At 70.7% G+C, this 21,629-nt stretch carries 20 protein-coding genes and 1 rRNA gene (1 of these 21 running past the window's edge); 11 read left to right on the plus strand and 10 right to left on the minus strand.

All coding sequences use genetic code 11. From position 1 onward, the window contains the following. Nucleotides 1–196, minus strand: a 16S ribosomal RNA gene (locus DK427_RS01620); it reaches 1,287 nt to the left of the window's first position. Between the two features lie 521 nt (nt 197–717). Continuing rightward, entirely contained in the window at nt 718–1,239 is a 522-nt protein-coding gene (locus tag DK427_RS01625; RefSeq protein ID WP_109949733.1) for a DUF2244 domain-containing protein, read from the minus strand. A 20-nt stretch (nt 1,240–1,259) separates the two neighbouring features. Between DK427_RS01625 and nth the strand changes: the two genes are divergently transcribed. Both nth and purC read left to right on the plus strand, forming a co-directional pair. Continuing rightward, complete coding sequence (gene nth, locus DK427_RS01630) at nt 1,260–2,069, plus strand: endonuclease III (RefSeq protein ID WP_109949734.1); 810 nt, start codon at nt 1,260–1,262, stop codon at nt 2,067–2,069. Nucleotides 2,070–2,408: 339 nt separating this feature from the next. Further along, nucleotides 2,409–3,203 carry a phosphoribosylaminoimidazolesuccinocarboxamide synthase gene (purC, locus tag DK427_RS01635; RefSeq protein WP_082773195.1) on the plus strand — a complete coding sequence of 265 codons (795 nt, stop codon included), beginning with the start codon at nt 2,409–2,411 and terminating at the stop codon, nt 3,201–3,203. On the opposite strand, the gene DK427_RS01640 is transcribed toward purC, so the two are convergent. Genes DK427_RS01640 through DK427_RS01655 form a run of 4 tightly spaced genes read right to left on the minus strand, consistent with a single transcriptional unit; the run spans nt 3,197 to nt 8,079 of the window. Then, on the minus strand, nt 3,197–4,807 hold the full coding sequence (locus tag DK427_RS01640) for a glycosyltransferase (RefSeq protein ID WP_109949735.1): 1,611 nt from the start codon (nt 4,805–4,807) through the stop codon (nt 3,197–3,199). The two genes, purC and DK427_RS01640, sit on opposite strands and share 7 nt — an antisense overlap. After that, the gene (locus DK427_RS01645) at nt 4,804–6,834 is read right to left on the minus strand and encodes a glycosyltransferase (protein WP_245930757.1); all 2,031 of its coding nucleotides are present in this window, start codon (nt 6,832–6,834) and stop codon (nt 4,804–4,806) included. The genes DK427_RS01640 and DK427_RS01645 overlap by 4 nt, the downstream gene beginning before the upstream one ends. Continuing rightward, nucleotides 6,821–7,519: a hypothetical protein gene (locus DK427_RS01650; protein ID WP_162559637.1), complete on the minus strand. Its 699-nt coding sequence runs from the start codon at nt 7,517–7,519 to the stop codon at nt 6,821–6,823. The genes DK427_RS01645 and DK427_RS01650 overlap by 14 nt, the downstream gene beginning before the upstream one ends. Nucleotides 7,520–7,548: 29 nt before the next feature. Beyond that, entirely contained in the window at nt 7,549–8,079 is a 531-nt protein-coding gene (locus DK427_RS01655) for an invasion associated locus B family protein (RefSeq protein WP_425452589.1), read from the minus strand. A gap of 183 nt (nt 8,080–8,262) precedes the next feature. Here DK427_RS01655 and DK427_RS01660 point away from each other — a divergent pair, with 183 nt between their 5' ends. Next, a complete protein-coding gene (locus DK427_RS01660) occupies nt 8,263–8,646 on the plus strand; it encodes a hypothetical protein (RefSeq protein WP_109949737.1) in 384 nt (127 codons plus the stop codon). 37 nt (nt 8,647–8,683) lie between these two features. Here the strand turns inward: DK427_RS01660 and DK427_RS01665 are convergent, their stop codons facing one another. Then, nucleotides 8,684–9,430: a M48 family metallopeptidase gene (locus DK427_RS01665; RefSeq protein WP_109949738.1), complete on the minus strand. Its 747-nt coding sequence runs from the start codon at nt 9,428–9,430 to the stop codon at nt 8,684–8,686. 285 nt (nt 9,431–9,715) lie between these two features. On the opposite strand from DK427_RS01665, the gene DK427_RS01670 reads away from it, so the two are divergent. From DK427_RS01670 to DK427_RS01680, 3 genes are read left to right on the plus strand one after another with little or no spacing between them, the layout of a single operon-like run. Then, nucleotides 9,716–10,282, plus strand: a complete 567-nt coding sequence (locus DK427_RS01670; RefSeq protein WP_109949739.1) for a TadE/TadG family type IV pilus assembly protein — start codon at nt 9,716–9,718, stop codon at nt 10,280–10,282. A gap of 2 nt (nt 10,283–10,284) precedes the next feature. Next, on the plus strand, nt 10,285–11,007 hold the full coding sequence (locus tag DK427_RS01675; protein ID WP_109949740.1) for a TadE/TadG family type IV pilus assembly protein: 723 nt from the start codon (nt 10,285–10,287) through the stop codon (nt 11,005–11,007). Between the two features lie 7 nt (nt 11,008–11,014). After that, complete coding sequence (locus DK427_RS01680) at nt 11,015–12,421, plus strand: pilus assembly protein TadG-related protein (RefSeq protein WP_162559638.1); 1,407 nt, start codon at nt 11,015–11,017, stop codon at nt 12,419–12,421. A gap of 13 nt (nt 12,422–12,434) precedes the next feature. On the opposite strand, the gene DK427_RS01685 is transcribed toward DK427_RS01680, so the two are convergent. After that, nucleotides 12,435–13,712, minus strand: a complete 1,278-nt coding sequence (locus tag DK427_RS01685; RefSeq protein WP_109949742.1) for a polyhydroxyalkanoate depolymerase — start codon at nt 13,710–13,712, stop codon at nt 12,435–12,437. A gap of 177 nt (nt 13,713–13,889) precedes the next feature. Here DK427_RS01685 and DK427_RS01690 point away from each other — a divergent pair, with 177 nt between their 5' ends. The 5 genes from DK427_RS01690 (at nt 13,890) to purQ (ending at nt 17,409) form a co-directional block, all read left to right on the plus strand. Beyond that, on the plus strand, nt 13,890–15,284 hold the full coding sequence (locus tag DK427_RS01690; RefSeq protein WP_109949743.1) for an ActS/PrrB/RegB family redox-sensitive histidine kinase: 1,395 nt from the start codon (nt 13,890–13,892) through the stop codon (nt 15,282–15,284). Between the two features lie 38 nt (nt 15,285–15,322). Then, on the plus strand, nt 15,323–15,907 hold the full coding sequence (locus tag DK427_RS01695) for an ActR/PrrA/RegA family redox response regulator transcription factor (protein WP_109949744.1): 585 nt from the start codon (nt 15,323–15,325) through the stop codon (nt 15,905–15,907). Between the two features lie 175 nt (nt 15,908–16,082). Continuing rightward, nucleotides 16,083–16,310, plus strand: a complete 228-nt coding sequence (locus tag DK427_RS01700; RefSeq protein WP_109949745.1) for a hypothetical protein — start codon at nt 16,083–16,085, stop codon at nt 16,308–16,310. 179 nt (nt 16,311–16,489) lie between these two features. Then, a complete protein-coding gene (gene purS / locus DK427_RS01705; protein ID WP_109949746.1) occupies nt 16,490–16,729 on the plus strand; it encodes a phosphoribosylformylglycinamidine synthase subunit PurS in 240 nt (79 codons plus the stop codon). Beyond that, nucleotides 16,729–17,409 carry a phosphoribosylformylglycinamidine synthase subunit PurQ gene (gene purQ / locus DK427_RS01710; RefSeq protein ID WP_109949747.1) on the plus strand — a complete coding sequence of 227 codons (681 nt, stop codon included), beginning with the start codon at nt 16,729–16,731 and terminating at the stop codon, nt 17,407–17,409. The genes purS and purQ overlap by 1 nt, the downstream gene beginning before the upstream one ends. A 279-nt stretch (nt 17,410–17,688) precedes the next feature. Here the strand turns inward: purQ and DK427_RS01715 are convergent, their stop codons facing one another. Both DK427_RS01715 and DK427_RS01720 read right to left on the minus strand, forming a co-directional pair. After that, the gene (locus DK427_RS01715) at nt 17,689–20,100 is read right to left on the minus strand and encodes a penicillin-binding protein 1A (RefSeq protein ID WP_109949748.1); all 2,412 of its coding nucleotides are present in this window, start codon (nt 20,098–20,100) and stop codon (nt 17,689–17,691) included. Between the two features lie 172 nt (nt 20,101–20,272). Continuing rightward, entirely contained in the window at nt 20,273–21,517 is a 1,245-nt protein-coding gene (locus DK427_RS01720; RefSeq protein WP_109949749.1) for an N-acetylmuramoyl-L-alanine amidase, read from the minus strand. Between the last annotated feature and the right edge of the window lie 112 nt (nt 21,518–21,629).

Here is a 21,629-nt window from a genome sequence, read left to right on the forward strand (position 1 = left end):
TCCTCCGGCAGTAAACCTTTCTGCCTAAGCACGTATCCGGTATTAGCTCACGTTTCCCTGAGTTATCCCGAACCGGAGGGCACGTTCCCACGTGTTACTCACCCGTCTGCCACTCACCCCGAAGGATGCGTTCGACTTGCATGTGTTAAGCCTGCCGCCAGCGTTCGCTCTGAGCCAGGATCAAACTCTCAAGTTGAAGAGCTGATCATGACACCAATCACAAATCATCGACAGAAGCACATCAGATCACCGTTTCCAGCAATCCGGAGCTCCTAAAGAAGCTTTGGAACCAGCGTCTCATCTCACGTCCCAGAACCCCCACGCACCAGCCAAAGCCAGCGCCGCGAGAACCCCAAGACCGCAAGGACGACGCCGCCCACGCTTCTCTTTCTCAGATCAACTTGTCAAAGAGCCCGACAGCTCGGCCCGTGCCGAACCGCCCCACACTCTAGGGAAGAGACGAGAGCGCCCGCCCGGATCAACCACACGGTCTGGTCAGCTCACGATGTTCCAGAGAGCGAGCCGCCTCAAGAGACGGCTCAGCGACCGGGCCGCTGCTGCGGCCGGCGCCGATGAGCGGTGTCTACGCCCCGCCCCCGCCCCCGTCAACTCCCCAAATGACGGGACCGCAAAAAATCCGCGACGGGACCGTGACGGTCGTGAACCGAAGCGCCAGACGTCGGGGTCTGCGTGCCCTGCCGGAGGCGGCACCGACCCTCAATAGCCCTTCTTCACCTGGGCCAAGGCCGCCTTGAGGCCCTGCGCGACCCGGGCACGCTCCTCCGGCGAGGCGTCGCGGGCGACCGCGACGTGCTCCCGGCGCGAGACCAGGGTGAGGCGCTGCAGGCCGTACTCCTCGTCCTCGACCTGGGTGAGCTTGGTCCAGAGCGGGTTGAAGCGCCACTCGCGCCGCTCGCCGCGGTGGCTGACCCGGGCAAGGAAGACCTCGATCTGCGAGATCATCACCTCCTCGAAGGAGCGGCCGCGACGGAAGCTGACCTTCAGCGCCGCATAGATCGCCAGCATGTCGAGGCCGAAGAACCCGGCGACCGGCCAGAAGCCCATGCGCCAGCACCAGATCGATACGGTCAGCGAGACGAGGCAGCAGCCCGTCATCACGATCCGAAACCCTAAGCGGCTCAGCGACTGGTGCGGCCGGATCGTCGCGCTGAAGACCGGGCGGTCGACGCTGTCCGGGTCGAGCCCGTCGGGATGGACTGAGAGGTTGCCGCGCGCCATGCGGCCAATATAACGCGGCGATGCCGCCCAGAAAGACGCCCGAAGCCAACACAACGTCGCGCGTGCCGGGCGCGCGGAAGGTCAAAGCCAAGCTTACGCCGCCGCCCAAGGTCCTAGCACGTCCCGGGCGGGCGAAGGCCGCCGGGGGAACGCTGACGAAGCCGCTGACCGCGCATGTCGAGGCTGCCCCGGAACCGGTCGATGCCGTGACCCTGGCCGAGATCTTCCGGCGCCTCAGCGCGCGCACGCCACAGCCTCGGGCCGAGCTCGAATACCTGAACCCCTTCACGCTTCTGGTCGCGGTCGTGCTCTCGGCCCAGGCGACCGACCGCAGCGTCAATCTTGCGACCCGGCCGCTCTTCGCCATCGCCGACACGCCTGCGGCGATGCTGGCGCTCGGCGAGGAGCGGGTGCGCGACTTCATCCGCACCATCGGCCTGTTCAACACCAAGGCCAGGAACGTGATCGCGCTCTCGCGCATCCTGGTCGAGGTGCATGGCGGCGCGGTGCCGCAATCGCAGGAAGAGCTGCAAGTGCTGCCGGGCGTCGGCGCCAAGACGGCCAGCGTGGTGCTCAACGTCGCCTTCGGGGTTCCGCGGATCGCGGTCGATACCCATATCTTCCGGGTCTCCAACCGGATCCCGCTGGTGGTCGCGCCGACGACCGACAGGGTGCAGGCCGGCCTGGAGGCGATCGTGCCGGAACCCTACCGGCTCAACGCCCATCACTGGCTGATCCTGTTCGGCCGCTACATCTGCAAGGCGCGCAAGCCCGATTGCCCGGTCTGCCCGATCAACGACCTCTGCCGCTACCCGGCGAAGACGCTCTGAGAGCGAGAGGAAAGGTTCCGGATACCAAAGGTCGAGACCTTTGGCGGGTGCAGGGCAGAGCCCTGCTGTCGGCTCCCTTCGCCCTGGACCCCGCCCAAGGGCCAGGGGCCCGTGGGGATCCCGGTTCTTGGCCGCGGCGATCGGCCCGGGATGATCCCTCCAGGGGCGTCCGCGCAATCCTCACCCGCGGGCTAACGCGTTGTGCCGGAAGCCCGGTTCGGGTAGTTTGGCGCCCGGTAGCGGGGGGAAATCGGCATCGATTAACCCCCGCAGCCCGACCCTTCGTCCGGTCGCCGCGCCGCGGATTCCGCCCGTCATCGCCCCAAGGAGTCACGGCCCATGGACTTCCTCAAACCACGGTACACGCCTATGAACCGCCGCCGTCGCATCTACGAGGGCAAGGCGAAGGTCCTCTACGAGGGTCCGGAGCCCGGCACGCTCATCCAGCACTTCAAGGACGACGCGACCGCCTTCAACGCGAAGAAGCACGAGATCATCGACGGCAAGGGCGTGCTGAACAACCGGATCTCGGAATTCGTCTTCCAGCACCTCAACGACATCGGCGTGCCGACGCACTTCATCCGCCGGCTCAACATGCGCGAGCAGCTGATCCGCGAGGTCGAGATCATCCCGCTCGAGGTGGTGGTGCGCAACGTCGCGGCGGGCTCGCTGGCGACGCGCCTCGGCCTGGAGGAAGGCACCCAGCTGCCGCGCTCGATCATCGAGTTCTACTACAAGAACGACCAGCTCAACGACCCAATGGTGTCGGAGGAGCACATCACGGCCTTCGGCTGGGCGACGCCGCAGGAGATCGACGACATCATGGCGCTGGCGATCCGCGTCAACGACTTCCTGTCGGGCCTCTTCCTCGGCGTCGGCATCCGCCTCGTCGACTTCAAGATGGAGACCGGTCGCCTCTGGGAAGGCGACATGATGCGCATCGTGGTGGCTGACGAGATCTCCCCGGATTCCTGCCGGCTCTGGGACATCAAGTCCTCGGACAAGCTCGACAAGGACCGCTTCCGCAAGGATCTCGGCGGCCTGATCGAGGCCTATACCGAGGTCGCCAAGCGCCTCGGCATCATGGCCGAGAACGAGAAGGTGCAGATGGGCGGCCCCCGCCTCGTTCAGTAGAGCGGGCGGCGCGCCGGGCCGGGCTCGCCCTGGAGGGCGCCTGGTCGCAGGCGGGCATGGGTCGAGAGGTCCGGGTCGAATCCCGGGTGGTAATGGGGGTCCTGCGCCAGCAGCGGCCCCCATCGCTTTTTGAACGCGGCGATCTCGCGGGCGTGGCGGGCGGCGGCCTCCGGCGTGCGGCGGCGGCTCAGGCCCTCGTAGTGGTGGAGTACCGCCTCCGGCACCATCAGAGTGTGGCGGCCGGCCGCGTTCAGGCGCAGGCAGAGGTCGACGTCGTTGAAATCGACCGCGAAGGTGTCCGCATCGAAGCCGCCGACGGCGGCGAACGCCTCCGCCTCCACCATCAGGCAGGCGGCGGTGACCGCCGAGACCCGGTGCGGCACCCGCAACGTCCCGAGATAGCCCGGCGCCTCGCCCGGAAAGTGCCGGTGGGCGTGGGTGACGAGGCCGCCCCCGGTGCCGAGCACGATGCCGCCGTGCTGGATCCGGCCCGCCCCGTCGATGAGCTTGGCGCCGACCGCGCCGATCTCCGGGCGCAGCGCATGGCGGGCCATGGCGGCGAGCCAGGCCGGGTCGCCGGCCACGACGTCGTTGTTGACGAAGACGAGGAGCCGCCCGCGGGCGATCCCTGCGGCGGCGTTGTTCATGGCGGCGAAGTTGAACGCACCAGGCCAGGGCAGCACGCGGGCGCGGCCGGCGGCTGCGAGAGCGTCGAGATAGGCGCGCGTCTCGGGCTCGCGGCTGTCGTTGTCGAGGACGACGAGGTCGAGATCGGGCCAGTCGGTCGCTAGCAGGCTCTCGATGCAGGGGCGGAGCAGATCGAGCCGGTCGCGGGTCGGCACGATCAGGCTGGCGGCGGGGCGCGGCTCGGGCAGCGGATAGACGATCCGGATCACGCCCTCCCCGGCCGGCTCGATGCGGGCCCCGGCGCGGCCGGTCTGGTCGAGGTGGTCCCGGACGGCCGCCGCGTGCCCCCTCCCCTCCCCCGCGGCCGCCCTCGGCTGCCGGAGCGCGAGGATGCCGGGCAGGTGGCCGATCGCGGAGGGACCGAAATGCTCCGCGACCCGGAACAGCGCGTCGGCAGCGCCCGCCCGCGGATTGATCCCGGCCGGACCGAGCGCCGCGCGGCGGAGCGCGACGACCGGGCCGATGTAGTCGATGGCCGCCAGGAAATCGGGATCGAAGGCCGGCCGCAGCAGCGGGACGACCGGGCCGCCGGGGCGGCTCTGCGCGAGGGTGTCGCCGTAGAGCGCGTGCAGGCCGGGATCCGCGAAGGCTACGCGGATCGCCCCGGCAGCGCCGGCCTTGAGGACGTGGCCGGGCGCGCTCAGCAGCAGGATGTCGGGGTCGGCGAACGGCTCCGGCGCGGCGGGGAAGGCGGTCAGGGTCGCGGGCGGCAGGGTGAGGCGATGATCGATGCCGACGAGGGCGGCGAGCCCCTGCCGGGCGCGTAGCCGCCGCCCGGTGAGCCGGGCCCAGAGCAGCGCGAGCGTGCGGCCCGGATGCTGTGCGAGGGCCGCAAGGGCAGGCAGGCGGCGCGCGGGACGGGGCTCGGCGAAGCGGAGGAAGACGTCGGCTGGCTCGGCGGAGGGGGGCGCCCTCACTCCAGATCCTCCCCGAAGGTCGTGAGCGACAGGCAGGGATGGTAGTACGGATCGTGCCGGATCACCGCGTGCCAGCGCTCGGCGAAGCGGGCAGCCTCGGCCTCGAAGCGGGTGCGGGCCGCGCCGACCGAGGGGCCGCGGCTCACCGATTCCAGGTGTGCGAGCCGCGCGGCCGGGGTCCAGAGGACGCGCAGGCCCTCGCGGCGCAGGCGCAGGCAGAAATCCACATCGTTGAAATCGACGGGGAAGGTCTCCGCGTCGAAGCCGCCGACCTGCGCGTAGAGGTCGCGCCGGACCGCGAGACAGGCAGCGGTCACCGCCGAGACCTCGTGGGCAACCCGCATCTGGCCGAGATGTCCGGGCGTGTCGCCCGGGCGGCGGCGCAGGATGTGGCCCGCCCGGCCCCCGAGCCCGACCACCACGCCCGCGTGCTGGAGCCGTCCGTCGCCGTAGACGAGCTTGGCGCCGACCGCGCCGACATCGGGCCGGCACGCCTGACGGACCAGGGCATCGAGCCAGCCGGGTTCCAGCACCGCGATGTCGTTGTTGAGGAGCACCACGACCGGGCCGGACGCGGCGGCGACGCCCCGGTTGACCAGCCGGGAGAAGTTGAACGGCTCCGGATCGCTCAGGATCGTCACGCGCGGGTCGGCTCGCAGAGTGTCGTAATGGGCGAGCACCGCCGGATCGGTCGAGCCGTTGTCCACGATGATCAGCTCGATCGCCGGATAGGCGGTCTCGTGGAGCACGCCGCGGCAGACCTGTGCGATCAGGTCGAGCCGGTCGCGGGAGGGGATCACGATGCTGGCGAGCGGCGCCGGCTCCGGCAGCGGCCAGAGCAGGTCCGGCACCCCGTCGCGGGCCGCGACCGTCGCGGACGAGCCGGCCTCCGCGAGGTGGCGGACGAGAGCCGTCCGGCGCGGCGTCCCCTCGGGCAGTCGCGCCTCGGTGCGGGCGAGGACGCGCTGAAGGTGCCGGACGGCCCCCACACCGCCCGCGACCGCGATGTCGAGGCGCAGCGCGAGGTCGGCGGGATTGCCGAGCGGCGCGTCGAGGGCGCGACCGAGCCGCTCGCGCGCGGCGAGCCAGGGCCGGCCGAGGTAGCCGGCGGCGAGCGCGAAGTCGGGACTCCAGTCGGGCTTCAGACGGGGTAGCCCGTCCGCGCCGACCTCGTCCGCGTAGACGAGGCTCGCGGGTCCCAGATGCGCCCCGAGGCTCGCTAGCGCGTCCGGCGCGAGGACGTCGCCCGGTTCGAGAAGGCAGAGGGCCGCGTCCACCCCGAGGAGGTCGGGGAGCGGCCGGTCGGCGCGCCAGGGCGCCGCGGCGATGCGGGGATCGGCGCGGGCCGGCATCACGGCCGCCCCGACGGTGAGGACCTGTGCCGTCCAGGCGGCGCTGGTCTGGGCCGCGAGGCTCGCCAGCGTGCGGGCGAGCGCCGCCTCCTGCCCGGCCCGGGCGGCGATCAGCACGCGGATGGCGGCCGGCGCCCCGGAGGCCGAGACCTCGGAGGTCGGCGCGATCTCGGCGCGGGCCCGCGCCCAGGCCGCGTAGCCGGCGAGCGGCGTGACGGCGCATGCGCCCCGCAGGGTGTCGCGGTAGCGCCGGGCATCGCCCCGCGCGCGCTCGTAGAGGGCGGCGACCGCCCGGAAGGGGCGTCGGCCAAGGGCCTGAAGCAGCAGGCTCGCGTCCCCGCGCCGGCCGACCCGGTCGAGGTGGAAGCCCGGCGGGGCGGCGAGCCGGATCTCGGCGGTGGCCGGCGGGATCAGCCCGAGCCAGTGCGCCCGCGCCCCGCCGGGCAGCACGAAATCCTGCGCCGAGCCGTCGCTTGCGAGGGCGCGCAGGAGCGGGCGCTGGGGCACGGCCGCCGGATCGGTGCGGTAGCTCAGGACGATCCAGCCGGCGAGGCCGCCGGGCAGGACGAGGCGCCGGCCGAATAGGGCGTCGTCCGTCGTCTCGAGCCGAAAGGGAACCGCGCGACCGGCGTCGCTCAGACCGGCGACGGCGTCCGCCGCCTCATTGGGCGCCACCGCTCTCGCCGCCCTCCTGGGCGGCCGCCGCGGGGGCCTTGCGGCGGGGCTTCGGCTTGGTGGCGGCCTTCGGGGCGCCGGCCTTGCCGATCCCGGCCATGATCTCGTAGTCGCGCACCATCGCGGCCGGCACCACGAGGCCGTCCTCCACCGTCGAGCCGAAGCCCTGCGCCTCGCCGGGCGCGACCGTGACGGTCAGGCGCTGCTGGCGGGTCATCACGGTCTTGTCGTCGTGGCGGATCTGGAAGGTGATCGGCACGTCGAAGCGCCCGGGCGCGCCGCCGGGCCCGAGCAGGACCCGCACCTCGGCGCCGACCTTGACCCGCACCGTGCCGTCTGGCTGCGGCAGGCACTCCCGGGCGAGACGCCCGAGCGTCGCCTGCGAGCGGATGCTGCCGGCCGCGCCCTCGCCGCGCCCGCCGAGCGTCTGCATGGCGGCGCCCCCCTCCGGCACGTCCACGGTCGGGCAATAGGCGGCCTCGGGTTCCGGAGCCCGCGAAGGGGGCACCGTGGTGCCGCCGTATTTCAGGAGGTTCGAGAAGATGTTGCCCTCCTCGGCCGGCGGCGCGCCCTGGGGTGCTGCCTGGGGTGCCGTCTGGGCCTGGGCCGTCCGCACCCCGGCGCCGGGCATCCCGAGCACGAGGATCGCGAGCACCCCGCCGAGCCGCGCCGACATTCCGTTCATCCCGCCCGTCCCGCGTTCCTACCTGAGGCCTATTTGAGGCTGTCGAAGCCGGTGCCGAACCCCTTCATCGACAGGGGAATGCCCACGCCCTCCTCGGGCGTCTGGAACACGATGAAGGTCGCCTGGCCGCCGTTCCTGAACTGGCGGATCAGGCCCTCGTCCATCACCACCTCGGCGACGCAGCCCGTGGTGAGGCAGCGCACGAAGCCGGCGCGGCCGATATCGGTCTGATCAATCTTGAGGCCGAGGCCCGAGGGCAGAAGCACGCCGAGCGGGGCCACCACGCGCAGCAGGTAGCCGCGGTTGTCGGCGGTCTTGAGCACGATGACCACGAGGGTGAGGTTCGGCCGGTCCTCGGCGGCGAGGTACTGCACCAGCGCGCATTGCTCCGCCTTGGCGCCGGCGGGCGTCTCGCAGCGCAGTTGCCAGTCGTCGAAGGTCTTGCGCACCATGCCCTGCGCCCGCGCCGGGGCGGATGAGGCGAGACCCGCCAGCGCGGCGACAGCGAGCGCGCCGAGAAGGCGCCTGACAGGACCGAGCCGCACGCGTCGTGGCACCAGCCAACCTCTACCCGGAAGCGCCCCGGGGGACGCGGACAACGGCGAAAGCCGCGCGTTGGGACCATGCGGGACCGCCCCTGTCAAGCGACGCGCGCCGTCCTATTGTTGCCGCAAAGCGCTATCGCGGGCCGGCCGTCACGCCTACAGATCAACGCTTCCGCGAAACCGTCCGGGATCGATCCCATGCGTCCGCTGCGCGCGCGTCTCCTCCTCACCCTCCTGGCGCTCGGTGCCCTGCCGGCCGGCGGGGCGTGGGCCCAGGGCCTGCCGGTCGGGGAGACCACCTATATCGAGCGCTCGCTCAACCGCGACGGCCCGCTGACCGTCGAGCATCCGCCGGTCGAGCGCAATCCCTATGGCCGGCGCGGCGGTGACGCGGCCCTTGCGGGCTTCTGCCGGGACGGCGGCTTCGTCCGCCGCCGCGACCAGTTCGGCAACCCGACCATCGTGCGCCAGCGCGAGGTCTGCGACAGCGTCGCGCCCCGCACCCTGATGCCGGGCCAGGTCGATCCGCGGCCGACCTGGCCGGCCGAGCGCCCCGCCGCGGTGCTGCGCGCCAAGGGTTGAGTTCCGGCTGAGGCTGGGCCGGGCGCCGGCCCGGTCCTCAGCCGTAGCGGTGCAGGCCGGCCCCGTGGCGCTTCAGCCAGGCCTCGGCCGCCTCGACGTTCGGGCAGAGCTCGCCGACGAGCCTCCAGAACCGGTCGGAATGGTTCATCTCGCGCAGATGCGCCATCTCGTGCGCCACGAGGTAGTCGAGCACGAGCGGCGGCGCGAGGATCAGGCGCCAGGAGAAGTTCAGCTCGCCCCGCGCCGTGCACGAGCCCCAGCGGCTGCGGGTGTCGCGCAGCGTGATCCGGGCCGGCCCCTGGCCGAGCTGCGCGGTGTGGTGCGCGATCGCGGCCTTGAGGTCGCTCAGCGCCTCCGCCTGGAGGAAGGCGCGCACGCGCCGGGCCACGTGCGCCTCGCCGCAGGAAACCGAGACGACCGGTCCGTCCGGCCCGGCCTCGATGCGGGTGGCGCCGCTGCGGTCGCCGCGCCGGACGATCGCGTGCATGACGCCGCGCAGCGGGAAGGCGGCCCCCTCCGCGAAGCTCACCCGCTCGGGCAGCCGGGCGAGGCGCGCCGCGATCCAGCCGCCGTGGCCCGCGGCGAAGCGCTGGGCGGTGGCGAGGCTCGTGCGGGGCGGCAGGGTCATCACCACCTCGCCGGTCGCCGCCGAGACGCGCAGCGTCAGCCGCCGGGCGGTGTCGCGGCGGCGCAGGACGATCCGGAAGGTCGCACCTTCGTGATCGATCGCGATGTGGTCGGGGTCGGGCACCGGCCCGGACCGCCGCAGCAGGGCGAGAAGCATGGCCGTACTGTAATCCGCCTTCGCCCGCTTGGCACGCGGTGCGCCGAAGCCCGGCCGCCGTCCTGTATGGATAACGTTCCGGCACGCCTCGGCGCCCCGGCATCCACGATCGAAGAGAGGAGATCTTAAGAGGTCTCAGTAATGACTGAACCGCGCCAAGACTCCCGTCAGTCCCGGGAGGTTTGGGCGAAAAATCTGCGACCGGCCGGCGGGTAACATCGAGTGCATGAGATCCTATTGCTCAGGTTTCGGGCACACGGGCGCGGGCGCCCGCATTTCGGGAGCATGCTCGCGACCTTCGGGCGCTGCCGGTCCGGGGTCACGGCGATCGAGTTTGCGGTCGCCGGCCCGGTCCTGTTCATCGCGATGCTGGAGATCCTGCAGGGCGGGGTGTTCCTGTACAGCTCGGCCGCTGTCGAGCGGGCGACCGTCGCGGCGGCCCGGGCCATCCAGGTCGGGAGCCTCGACTCGACTAAGGCCGGCACGGCCGCGAACTTCCGCGAGAAGGTCCTGTGCCCGGCCCTGATGCCGGGCATGACGTGCGGCAACGTCGTCACCAACCTCCAGACTGCCAACATGACCGGGGCAGGCTACGGCGCCTTCGTCAAGCCGGACCTGAGCGCGCTCGTCGCCGTCACGATGGACAACAACCAGACGAGCTACTGCCCGAGCGCGCCGAAGGTCTACCAGTACCTTCAGGTCTTCTACGCGATGCCGCTGTTCAGCCCGCTCTGGCGCAGCACTGTCGGCCAGCGCTGGAGCGTCAACGGCCAGACCGTCGTGTTCGTGCGCTCAGCCGCGGCGTTCCGCAACGAACCCTACACCGGCAGCAGCTTCACCACGAGTTGCTGACCATGATCTCCCGCCCTCTCCTCTCGACACGCCGCACGCGCCCAAAGCGGCCGGGCCTGCGCGCCTGGATCGGCGACAGGCGCGGCGTGGCCGGGCTGGAGATCGCCTTCATCCTGCCGATCCTGCTCGTGCTGGCGCTCGTGGGCTTCGACCTCGCCCGGTACACGATCTACGTGCGCAAGGCGCATCTGGCCGCCGCCACGATGGCCGACCTGCTGGCCCGCGTCGATCCCGATCCGAGCCTCAGCAACAATGCCGGCCGGATCACCTGGGCCAACCTCGACTCGGTGTTCCGGACCCAGCTCGTCGTCTTCCCGGAGCTCATGGAAGAGGCGCAGATCCGCAACGAGTGGGTCTGGAACACCGTGAAGTCATCCTTGTCCGGAATCACCTTCAAGACCCAGGCCGGCTGCCAGAGCAACTGCACCTATACGCCCTACGTGGCCTGGACCGGGGGCCAGGGCCGCCCCTGCGCCACGCCGCTCACCGGAGCCGCGACGACCGCGCAGCCCAGCCCCTCGACGCTGCCCGCGGACATCTTCGGCCCGGGCTTCCTCGTGGTGGCCGACCTGCTGTTCGAGTACCGGCCGATGTTCCTGCGCTCGGTGGTCGGCACCGTGACGATACGGCGCTCCTTCTACGCGATCCCCCGCTACGTCTCCTCCATCGTCTACGACCCGAATGCCGGTGCCGGCAACGCCTGGGTCTGCACCGTTCCTGCCTGAGGTTCCGATGCTGTCTCCGCGCACCCGCCCGGGCCGCCTCACGCGGGCCCTCGGCCGCCTTCGGGAGCGAATCGCGGCCGCGCCCGCCCGCCGCCTCGCCGGCGACCGGCACGGCAATGTGATCGTCATCTTCGCGCTCAGCGCGCTGCCGCTGATCGGCAGCGTCGGGGCGGGCGTCGAGTACCTGCGCAAGGTGAACTACCGCGCCCGCCTCGACGACGCCGCCGACGCGGCGGCCATGGCGGCAATCACCACGGCGCGCGACTACATCTCGTCGAACCCGAGCAACCAGGCCGACCCGACGGCCGACGCGATCGCCCGGGGCAAGGCGCGCGCGGAGGCGGTGTTCCGGGCCAACGCCGCCTCGACGCTGGGCGCCCTCAGCGTGACGCCGACCATCACCCTCGCGCGCAACGGGCAGGACCTGACCGCGTCGGCCGGGTATTCGACCACCTTCCCCTCGCCCTTCGGGCGCCTGCTCGGCAACGTCGCCGCCTCGAGCCTCAACGTGGTCGGAACGTCCACCGCGAACCTGTCGCTGCCGACCTACGTGGATTTCTACCTGCTGCTCGACACGTCCGGCTCGATGGGTCTGCCGACGAGCGCGGCGCAGCAGGTCTCCTTCGCCAAGCAGAATCCCGACATGGCGGACTCGAAGGGGAACAACTGCGCCTTCGCCTGCCACTTCCCGAGCTTCAAGGGCTACGACCTGTCGAAGACCTACAATATCGAGCTGCGCATCGCGACGGTCGGCAAGGCGGTCGCGCAGCTGATCGATACCGCCAAGTCCAAGGCGACGCTCGATAAGCAGTACCGGATCGGTCTCTTCCCGTTCATCAACGACATGGAGACGGCGGCCGACCTGACCCAGTCGCTCGACAACCTCAAGCCCTACGCCAACAATCTCGAAGCCTACATGGATGTCGGCGACTCGACCCGGCCGCGCGGCAGCGGCGGCACGCATTTCGAGCGCGTGATGCCGGCCATGAACAGCAAGATCGCGAGCGTCGGCGACGGCTCCACCTCCGCCAAGGCCAAGCCGTTCGTGTTCCTGGTGACGGACGGCATGGCCAACACGCAGTACTACTATGGCAAAGCCAACGCCTACGATTGGACGAAATGGACCGGCTCGTACTCCAACCTGATCGACCCCAGCCTCTGCACGCAGATGAAGAATCGCGGCATCACGATCTCGATCCTCTACATCCCCTATCTGCCGATGGCGCAGCCGTTCAACGACAATGTCGGCTACGAGAACGTCCGGGTGAACAGCCTCATCCCGAACGTGCCGACGGCCCTTCAGTCCTGCGCGTCGACGGGCTTCTTTCGCACCGCGAATGACGCCACCCAGATCACCACGGCGCTCAACGCAATGTTCGAGGACGCGATCAAGGCGGCACGTCTGACCCAGTAGCGCCGCCAGACCCTCACACTACGCGGCGCAGGTGCGGTGTCTGCGTGCCTCGCAGCGCCGCCATCTCGCGGATGAAGGCGGCGATGCGGGGCGCGATCACGGAGCGGTAGCGCGAGCCGTTGAACACCCCGTAATGGCCGACGCCCGCCTGCAGGTGATAGGCCTTGCGCTCGGGGGCGAGGTTCGGCGTGAGGTCGAGGGCGGCGAGCGTCTGGCCGACGCCGGAGATGTCGTCCTTCTCCCCCTCGACCGCGAGGATGGCGCAGGTCCGGATCGCCGCGAGATCGACGACCGCGCCCCGGTGCCGCATCGTGCCCCGCGGCAGGGCGTGCTCCACGAACACGGTCTCGACGGTCTGGAGGTAGAACTCGGCCGTGAGGTCCATCACCGCCAAGTACTCGTCGTAGAACTCCCGGTGCTTCTCGGCGGAATCGCCGTCGCCCTTCACCAAATGGTCGAACATATCGGCGTGGGCGGTGACGTGCCGGTCGAGGTTCATCGCCATGAAGCCGGAGAGCTGCAGGAAGCCCGGATAGACCCGCCGCCAGGCGCCGGGGAAGATCGGCGGCACGTACGCGATGGTGTTGCGCTCGAACCAGGACTGGCCCCGCTCCTGCGCGAGGCAGTTCACGGCCGTCGGCGAGCGGCGGGTGTCGATCGGGCCGCCCATCAGCGTCATCGAGACCGGCACCGCCGGGTCGCCGCGCCCCTCCATCACGGCGACCGCCGCGATCACCGGAACGGCGGGCTGGCAGACCGCCATCACGTGCAGGTCCGGCCCGAGGTCGCGGAAGATCGCCTGCAGATAGTCGATGTAGGTGCCGAGGTCGAAGCGGCCTTCCGTGAGCGGCACCATGCGGGCATCCGCCCAGTCGGTGATGAAGACCTGATGGTCGGGCAGCATCGCCTCGACGGTGCCGCGCAGGAGCGTCGCGTAGTGGCCCGACATCGGCGCGACCACGAGGAGCTTCGGCTGGGGCCGGGCCGGCGGGCTCAGGAAGCCCCGGTCGAAGCTGAGCACCCGGCAGAACGGACGCTCCCAGACGACGCGCTCCGTCACCGGAACGGCGACGCCGTCGACCTGCGTGCTGTCGAGGCCGAAGCGCGGCTTGCCGTAGCGGCGGGTGACGCGCTCGAACATCTCGCACCCGGCCGCGATCGAGCGGGCATAGGGCGAGTAGGACGCCGGGTTCGCCGGGTTCTGCACGGCGTAGCGGGTGAGGTCGGCGGCGACCCGGGCCGGCGCCATCAGCGCTCGCGCCCCCTCGTACCAGAAATAGGCCAGATCCATCGGTTCCCCCCGATCGCGACGATGGTCCCAGGCGGAGACTTTAGGACTTGTGCCGGCCTCCCGAAACCCCGGGCGGTCCGGGCCCGTTCCCCTGCCGGGGGTTGCCCGCCAAGAGGTGGTAGACGGGCCGTCCGACGTTACCTTCAGCCTCATCCCTTCGCGCCGCGACGACTTGAGATGCCCGACAGCGATCCGTCCCGCCTCCTGCGCGATGCGCGCCACCTGCGCCTGGACACCTTCGTGCGGCTGCGCTGGCTCGCCATCGCGGGCCAGAGCGCGGCGGTGGTGGGCGCGCAGTTCGGGCTGGGCCTGTCCCTGCCCTTCGGCTGGTGCTTCCTGGCGATCGCCGCCTCGTCCTGGCTGAATCTCGGCCTACGCATCCGCTTCCCGGCGAGCTACCGACTCAACGACGACGCCGCCGCGCTGCTGCTGGCCTTCGACATCGTCCAGCTCGCGGCGCTGCTCTTCCTCACCGGCGGGCTGCAGAACCCGTTCTCGCTCCTGTTCCTGGCCCCCGTGCTGATCTCGGCGACCGCGCTGCCGCCGGAGCGGACGCTGGCGCTGGGGCTCCTCGCGGTCGGGCTCGCCACGCTGCTGGCCCTAGTGCACCGGCCGCTGCCCTGGTTCGCTGACGGGCGGATCGAGCTGCCGTTCCTCTACGTCTCGGGGGTCTGGACCGCGATCCTGCTCGGCACCGCCTTCACGGGCGTCTACGCCTGGCGGGTCTCGGAGGAGACGCGTCAGCTCGCCCAGGCGCTGGCGGCCACCGAGCTGGTGCTCGCCCGCGAGCAGCATCTCTCGCAGCTCGACGGTCTGGCGGCAGCCGCCGCGCACGAGCTGGGCACGCCGCTCGGCACCATCCTGGTGGTGACGAAGGAACTGGTGCGCCAGCTCGGACCGGCGGCGACGCCGGCTGTGCGCGAGGATCTCGATCTCCTGCGCGAACAGGTCGACCGCTGCCGCGGCATCCTGGGCAAGCTCACCTCGCTGGGATCGGACGGCGACGGCGGCGGCTTCCTGGAGACTGTGACGCTGGGCCAGATCGTCGAGGAACTCGCCGCCCCGCAGCGCGCGCTCGGCGTCGTGCTCGACGTCAGCGGCCGTGGCGAGGGGCCCGAGCCCGCCTGCCGGCGCAATCCCGGCGTGATGTACGGGCTCGCCAACATCCTCGACAACGCGATCGACTTCTCGGAGGCGCGCGTGACGCTGGAGGCGCGCTGGACGCTCGACCGGGTCTCGCTGGAGATCCGCGACGACGGGCCGGGCTTCCCCTCCGAGGTGCTGCTGCGGGCGGGCGAGCCCTACATCACCACCCGCAGCCCGGAGCGGCGCGACGACGACGACGCCTGGAACCGCGGCGGGCTCGGCCTCGGCCTGTTCATCGCCAAGACACTGATCGAGCGCTCGGGCGCGCAGATCACCCTGTCGAACGCCGCCGGGCCCGGCAACCACGGCGCGGTGGTGCGGATCTCCTGGGCGCGCCACATCTTCGAGCGCGGCGCCGCGCCCCGGCACTCGCCCGAACTTCCGCGCCCCGCACCCCTCCCGACCGGTGACGCCGCACCTATATAAAGCTCTAACAGAACAGCGAATTCGAAAGGACGCGTCCCATGCTGACGCAGAGCGGAACCGCTACGCCAGGATCCGAGACCGATCCACTGGCCGCCTTCACCGACCGTAGCCTCCTGATCGTGGACGACGACAAGCCCTTCTCGACGCGCCTCGCCCGCGCGATGGAGAGCCGGGGCTACGAGGTGCAGGTGGCCGAGAGCGTGGCCGAGGGCGTCTCGGCCGTGGAGAGCCGCGCGCCGGCCTTCGCGGTGATCGACATGCGCCTCGGCGACGGCAACGGGCTCGACGTGATCGCCCGCTTGAAGGAGCAGCGCCCGGAGGCCCGCGGCGTGATCCTCACCGGCTACGGCAACATCGCGACCGCGGTGAACGCCGTGAAGCTCGGCGCCTTCGACTACCTCGCAAAACCGGCGGACGCGGACGAGATCCACGGCACGCTGATGGCCCAGCCCGGCGAGCGCGCCGACCCGCCGGAGAACCCGATGTCCGCCGACCGGGTGCGCTGGGAGCATATCCAGCGCGTCTACGAGCTCTGCGGGCGCAATGTGAGCGAGACGGCGCGGCGCCTCAACATGCACCGCCGCACGCTCCAGCGGATCCTGGCCAAGCGCGCGCCGCGCTGACGCCAGGCGGAACAGGGCCGCGCGACGGCCTACCGGACAGGCCCGGCACCGGTTCCTCGGTGCCGGGCCTGTCCGCGTGAGCGGGAGGCGGTTGCGCAGCCTCCTCGAAACACGCTACCTGCCGCGGCACGAAGCCGGTTGTCTGGAACCGGAGACCGCCAGAAGGGCCTGCCCCGTGAACACCCGCAACCTGATCACGATCGTCAGCATGATGGTGCTGGTCGGGACGGAGGTCTTCGCCGTGGCCATTGCGGCGGGCTGGGCGCTGGCTGGCCTGCTCGACCTCGGCGACCGCGTCGGGCACGTGCTGATGGGCCTGTTCAGCCTCGTGGCGGTCTGGGTGATGGTGCAGCTCTGGCGCCGGGCCACGAGCATCGAGCCCCTGCGCGGGCCGGCCCGGTGAGGTTTCCGGCCGGGAAACCTATCGCTAAACCTGTCGCTTCCGGGTATCGAAGTCTGGTATTCCGGGCATGCTTGGCCGAGCGATCGACAGCCCCGTACCGGTTCGGTTAAAACGTCGCAGCCATAGCCACGACGACGCTGAGCCGCCGTTCGACACAGCCCGCGGATGAGCACCCCATCATGAAAGCCCGCATCATCGTCACCCTGAAGACAGGCGTGCTGGATCCTCAGGGTAAGGCGATCGAATCCGCTCTGAAATCTTTCGGCATCGATTCGGTCGAGGGCGTCCGCCAGGGCAAGGTTTTCGACCTCGAGGTGAACGCCTCCGATCGCGCGAGCGCGGAGGCCGCTCTCAAGACGGCCTGCGAGAAGCTGCTCGCCAACACGGTCGTCGAGAACTACGCCATCGAGATCGCCTGATGCGCGCGGCGATCGTCACGTTCCCGGGCTCCAACCGCGACGGCGACGTCGCGCGGGCGCTGCGCCTCGCGGGGGCCGAGGTCGAGCATGTCTGGCACGCCGACACGGCGCTGCCCGCGGGCACCGACCTCGCGGTGCTGCCCGGCGGCTTCTCGTACGGCGACTACCTGCGCTGCGGCGCCATTGCGGGCCGCGCGCCGGCCATGGACGCGGTGCGGGCGCTCGCGGCCCGCGGCGGCCTCGTGCTCGGCATCTGCAACGGCTTCCAGATCCTGTGCGAATCGGGCCTCCTGCCCGGCGTGCTGATGCGCAACGTCGACCGCCGCTTCATCTGCCACCGGCAGACCCTGCGGGTCGAGCGGGCGGATACCCGCTTCACCAGCGCCTACGAGGCCGGTCAGGTCATCGATGTCTGCGTGGCGCACGGCGAGGGCAACTACTTCGCCGATCCCGAGACGCTCGCCCGCCTGGAGGGCGACGGCCGGGTCGCCTTCCGCTACTGCGACGCGACCGGCGCGCTGACCGTGGACGCCAACCGCAACGGCTCGATCAACTCCATCGCCGGCATCTACTCGGAGCAGCGCAACGTGCTCGGCCTGATGCCCCACCCGGAGAACTTCGTGGAGGGGCTCGTGGGCGGCACCGACGGGCGCGGGTTGTTCCAGAGCCTCGCGGCCTGACTTTTCGCGCGTATCCTTAACCGTGCATTAGGGTTTCGGAGTCATCACTGGGGCGATCCAGACGGTCTGGATGTCGAGTGGATTTTCCGTCCACTCTGTTTGATGCCTCCCTGACGACTCATCCAAGCCGCCTCTCACGGGGCGGCTTTTTTCTTGAGGCCTCCCTCCACGCAGCCTGCCCACTCCTCTCTGCGGGTGGGGAGAGCGACGCGCCCACGAAAAAGCCCCTCCCGCTGGAGGCGGGAAGGGCTTCGGAAGCGCGGCTCCGACGGGATAGGCTCAGTACAAACCGCCAGCCTGCGCGGCGCGGTCGGCATCGGGCGGCACGGCGGCCGGGGCGTCCGGCCGGGCCACGTAGGCATCGGGCGGCGCGGTGCCGGGCTTGAACGCCTCCAGGATCGTGCCGGCGCCTTCCCCCGAGCCGGCGCGCATGCCGGAGGAGGCCGCGACGCGGATCAGCTTGATGCCCGGCGGCACCCGGAAGGGCGTCGGCGGCTTGTCCTTCAGCGCCTGCTTGAGGAAATCGAGGGCGATCGGCGCCGCGAGCCCGCCGCCGGTCGCCCGGTCGCCGAGCGAGCGCGGCTTGTCGAAGCCGACATAGATGCCGACCGCGAGGTCCGGCGAGAAGCCCACGAACCACGCGTCCTTGGCGTCGTTCGTGGTGCCGGTCTTGCCGGCGAGCGGCTTGCCGACCTGCTTCAGGATGGTGGCGGTGCCGCGCTGGACCACGCCCTCCATGATCGAGGTGATCTGGTAGGCGGTCAGCGGGTCGAGCACCTGCTCGGAATCGTCCACCAGCTTCGGCTCGTCCTGGCCGGACCACTTCTCGGCGTCGCAGCCGACGCATTTGCGGGTGTCGTGGCGGTAGATGGTCTCGCCGATGCGGTCTTGGATGCGGTCGATCAGCGTCGGGCGGATGCGGCGCCCACCGTTGGCGAGCATCGAGTAGGCGGTGACCATGCGCATCACCGTGGTCTCGCCGGCGCCCAGCGACATCGGCAGCACGGGCAGCATGTCGTCGTAGACGCCGAAGCGGCGGGCATACTCGGCGATCAGCGGCATGCCGACATCCTTGGCGAGCCGCACCGTCATCAGGTTCTTCGAGTGCTCGATGCCGTAGCGGAGCGTGTGCGGGCCGCCGGACTTGCCGTCGTAGTTCGAGGGTGTCCAGGCCTCCTGGCCGGGCCCGGCCTCGATGGTGATCGGCGAATCCTGCACGATCGAGGACGGGGTGTAGCCATTGTCGAGCGCCGCCGCGTAGACGATCGGCTTGAACGAGGAGCCCGGCTGGCGCATCGCCTGGGTGGCGCGGTTGAACTCGGACTCGTCGTACGAGAAGCCGCCGACCATCGCGTGCACGCGGCCCGTATAGGGGTCCATCGCGACGATCGCGCCCGAGACCTCGGGCTTCTGGCGCAGGCGGTAGGTGCCGCGCCCGGCATCCATCGGCTCGACATAGACCATGTCGCCGGCCTGGAGATTGGCACGGCCGGCCCAGCGCATGCCCTCGGAGGCGAGCACGCCGGTCTCCCGGTCCTTCGAGACCTGGCCGGACGCCTCGCGCCGGGGCTGCAGGCCGATCTGGAGGCCGCCCGCGCCGTTGCCCAGCACCACGGCGAGCCGCCAGGGCGCCACGTCGCCGAGCGCCGGCACCTCGGCCGCCGCCATGCCCCAGTCGCGCCCGGTCAGGTCGACCCGGGCGACCGGGCCGCGCCAGCCGTGGGACTGGTCGTAGCGCACGAGACCGTCGGTGAGCGCCTTGCGGGCCCAGGCCTGCATCTTCGGATCGAGGGTGGCGCGCACCGAAAGGCCGCCCTCGTAGAGCTTCTTCTCGCCGTAGCGCTCGGAGATCTCGCGGCGGACCTCTTCCGTGAAGTAGTTGGCGTTGGCCGCGTTCGGGAAGGCGACGCGCGGGTTCACGCCGAGGCCCTGCTTCTTGGCCGCTTCCTCCTCCTCGCGGGTGATGTAGTTGTTCTCCCGCATCAGGCGGATGATCTCGTTGCGCCGGTCGAGCGCCGCCTGGGTCTTGCGGTAGGGGTGGTAGTTGTTCGGGCCCTTCGGGAGCGCCGCCAGATAGGCCGCCTCGTTGATGGTCAACTCGTGGACGGACTTGCCGAAATAGTCGAGCGCGGCGGCCGCCACACCGTGCAGGTTGCGGCCCGGCACGATCGTGCCGAGGAAGATCTCGTTGAGGTAGAGTTCGAGGATCTTGTCCTTCGAGTAGGTCGCCTCGATCCGGAGCGCGATCAGCGCCTCCTTGATCTTGCGGTCGAAGGTCTGCTCGTTGGTGAGGAGGAAGTTCTTGGCCACCTGCTGGGTGATGGTCGAGGCGCCCTGCTTCTTACCGCTCTTGGCGTTGGTGAGCACCGCGCGCACGATGCCCTCGGGGTCGATGCCGCCGTGCTTGTAGAAGTTCTTGTCCTCGGCCGAGAGGAAGGCCGCGACCACGATCTTCGGCATGGCCTGGATCGGCAGATAGAGCCGGCGCTCGCGGGCATACTCGGCCAAGAGCGAGCCGTCCGCGGCGTGGACGCGGGTCATCACCGGCGGCTCGTAGTTGGCGAGCGCGGCGTGGTCCGGCAGGTCCTGGCTGTAGGTCCAGTAGAAGTAGGCGCCGACGGCCGCGGCAACCACGAACAGCACCGCGCAGGCGCTGAACAGGAAGCCGAAGAAGCGTAGGATCAAGCGCATCCGGTGTTCCGCCCGTCGGTGGCTCGGCCGCGCACGGACCGATCTCGGCATGGGAATCGAGGCCGCCGACGCCGCATCGCGGGCATCCGGGACGGTCGCTCGCGCCCTGGCCGAAACCTTTAACGGGGTCCTGTGCGGCAGGGCAATTCAGTGCCCCGTATCGACACCGGATCTATGGTGAAACTGGGGCGATTGCCGCCGCACGCCGCGCCGTCGCGACCGGCCGCCCCAGAGTGGCGCGGTTGGTGAAGAACAGGTCCACGGCCTTGGCCATCGAGCCGGTGACGCCCTCGCGCCACTCGGGCGATTGCAGCATCTTCAGGTCGCGCTCGCTCGACAGGTAGCCGAGTTCGACGAGCACGCTCGGCACGTCAGGCGAGCGCAGCACCCGGAAGCCCGCCTCGCGGTGGGGCTTGGTGCTCATCTCCATCACGGGGCTGAGCTGGCCCATCAGGGTCCGGGCGAAGCCCGAGGAGAAGCCGCGCGTCTCGCGCAGCGTCAGCTCCTGCAGAATGTCGGCGATCTCTGGGGGCCCCTCCCCCGACTCGACGCCGGCCGCGGCGTCGGCCCGGTTCTCGCGCTCGGCGAGCTTGGCCGATTCGGCGTCGGTCGCCTTCTCGGAACCCGTGTAGATCGTGGCGCCGCGCACCTGGGGCGCGGCCGAGATCGAGTCGGCGTGGATCGAGACGAAGAGATCGGCCCGGGACTCGCGGGCGAGGCGCACGCGCTCGGCCAGCGGCACGAAGACGTCGCGGTCGCGGGTCATGCGCACGCGGTAGCGCCCGCCACTCTCCAGCCGGGCCACGAGCGCCTGGGCGAAGCCGAAGACGATGTCCTTCTCGTAGACCCCGCCCGCCGCGATGGCGCCGGGGTCGGTGCCGCCGTGGCCGGCATCGATCATAACCAGCGGGCGCTGGTCGGCGGGCTCCGCCGGAATGGCCTTGGCGGCCGCGGGGTTCGGATCGCCCGCGCCCGCCGCCTTGCGGAAGCCTTCGCGGTCGGTGCGCTGGAACGGGATCGTCAGCAACACGGCGCCGTCGCGGGAGCGCGTCGCGGTTTCGATCCGGCCGACCGTGGCGGGGCCCGCCAAATCGACCACGATGCGCGAACGCCCCGGCGCGAACAGGCCGTAGCGGAAGGATTGCACCACACCCTCGCGGCGGCGACCGGCCTCGGGACCGAGCTGGAAATTCACCTCGGGGAGGTCGATCACGGCGCGATCCGGCCGCTCCATCACGAAGGCGCGCGCCGCGACCGGCCGTGACAGTGTGAGAGTGAGCTTGGTGGCGCCGGGGCCGCCGGCGAGTTCCGCGGCGATCGCGACGGTGCGCTCGCCGTCCTGCGCGGCGGCGCGAAGCGGGCCGGCGAGAGCCAGGGCGAGGATGACGGAACGGATCAGGCGCGCGCGAATCGGCATCGGTCTGAAGGGCTGTCTCCCCGCCTCCGTTAGGGCATAGGGCCGACAGGGTTAACCGATCCTTGCGTCGCGGAGCGCGATGCGGCGGGGCCTGTGGCGCCGCAGCGACAGG

The sequence above is a fragment of the Methylobacterium radiodurans genome (assembly GCF_003173735.1).
Taxonomy (GTDB): domain Bacteria; phylum Pseudomonadota; class Alphaproteobacteria; order Rhizobiales; family Beijerinckiaceae; genus Methylobacterium; species Methylobacterium radiodurans.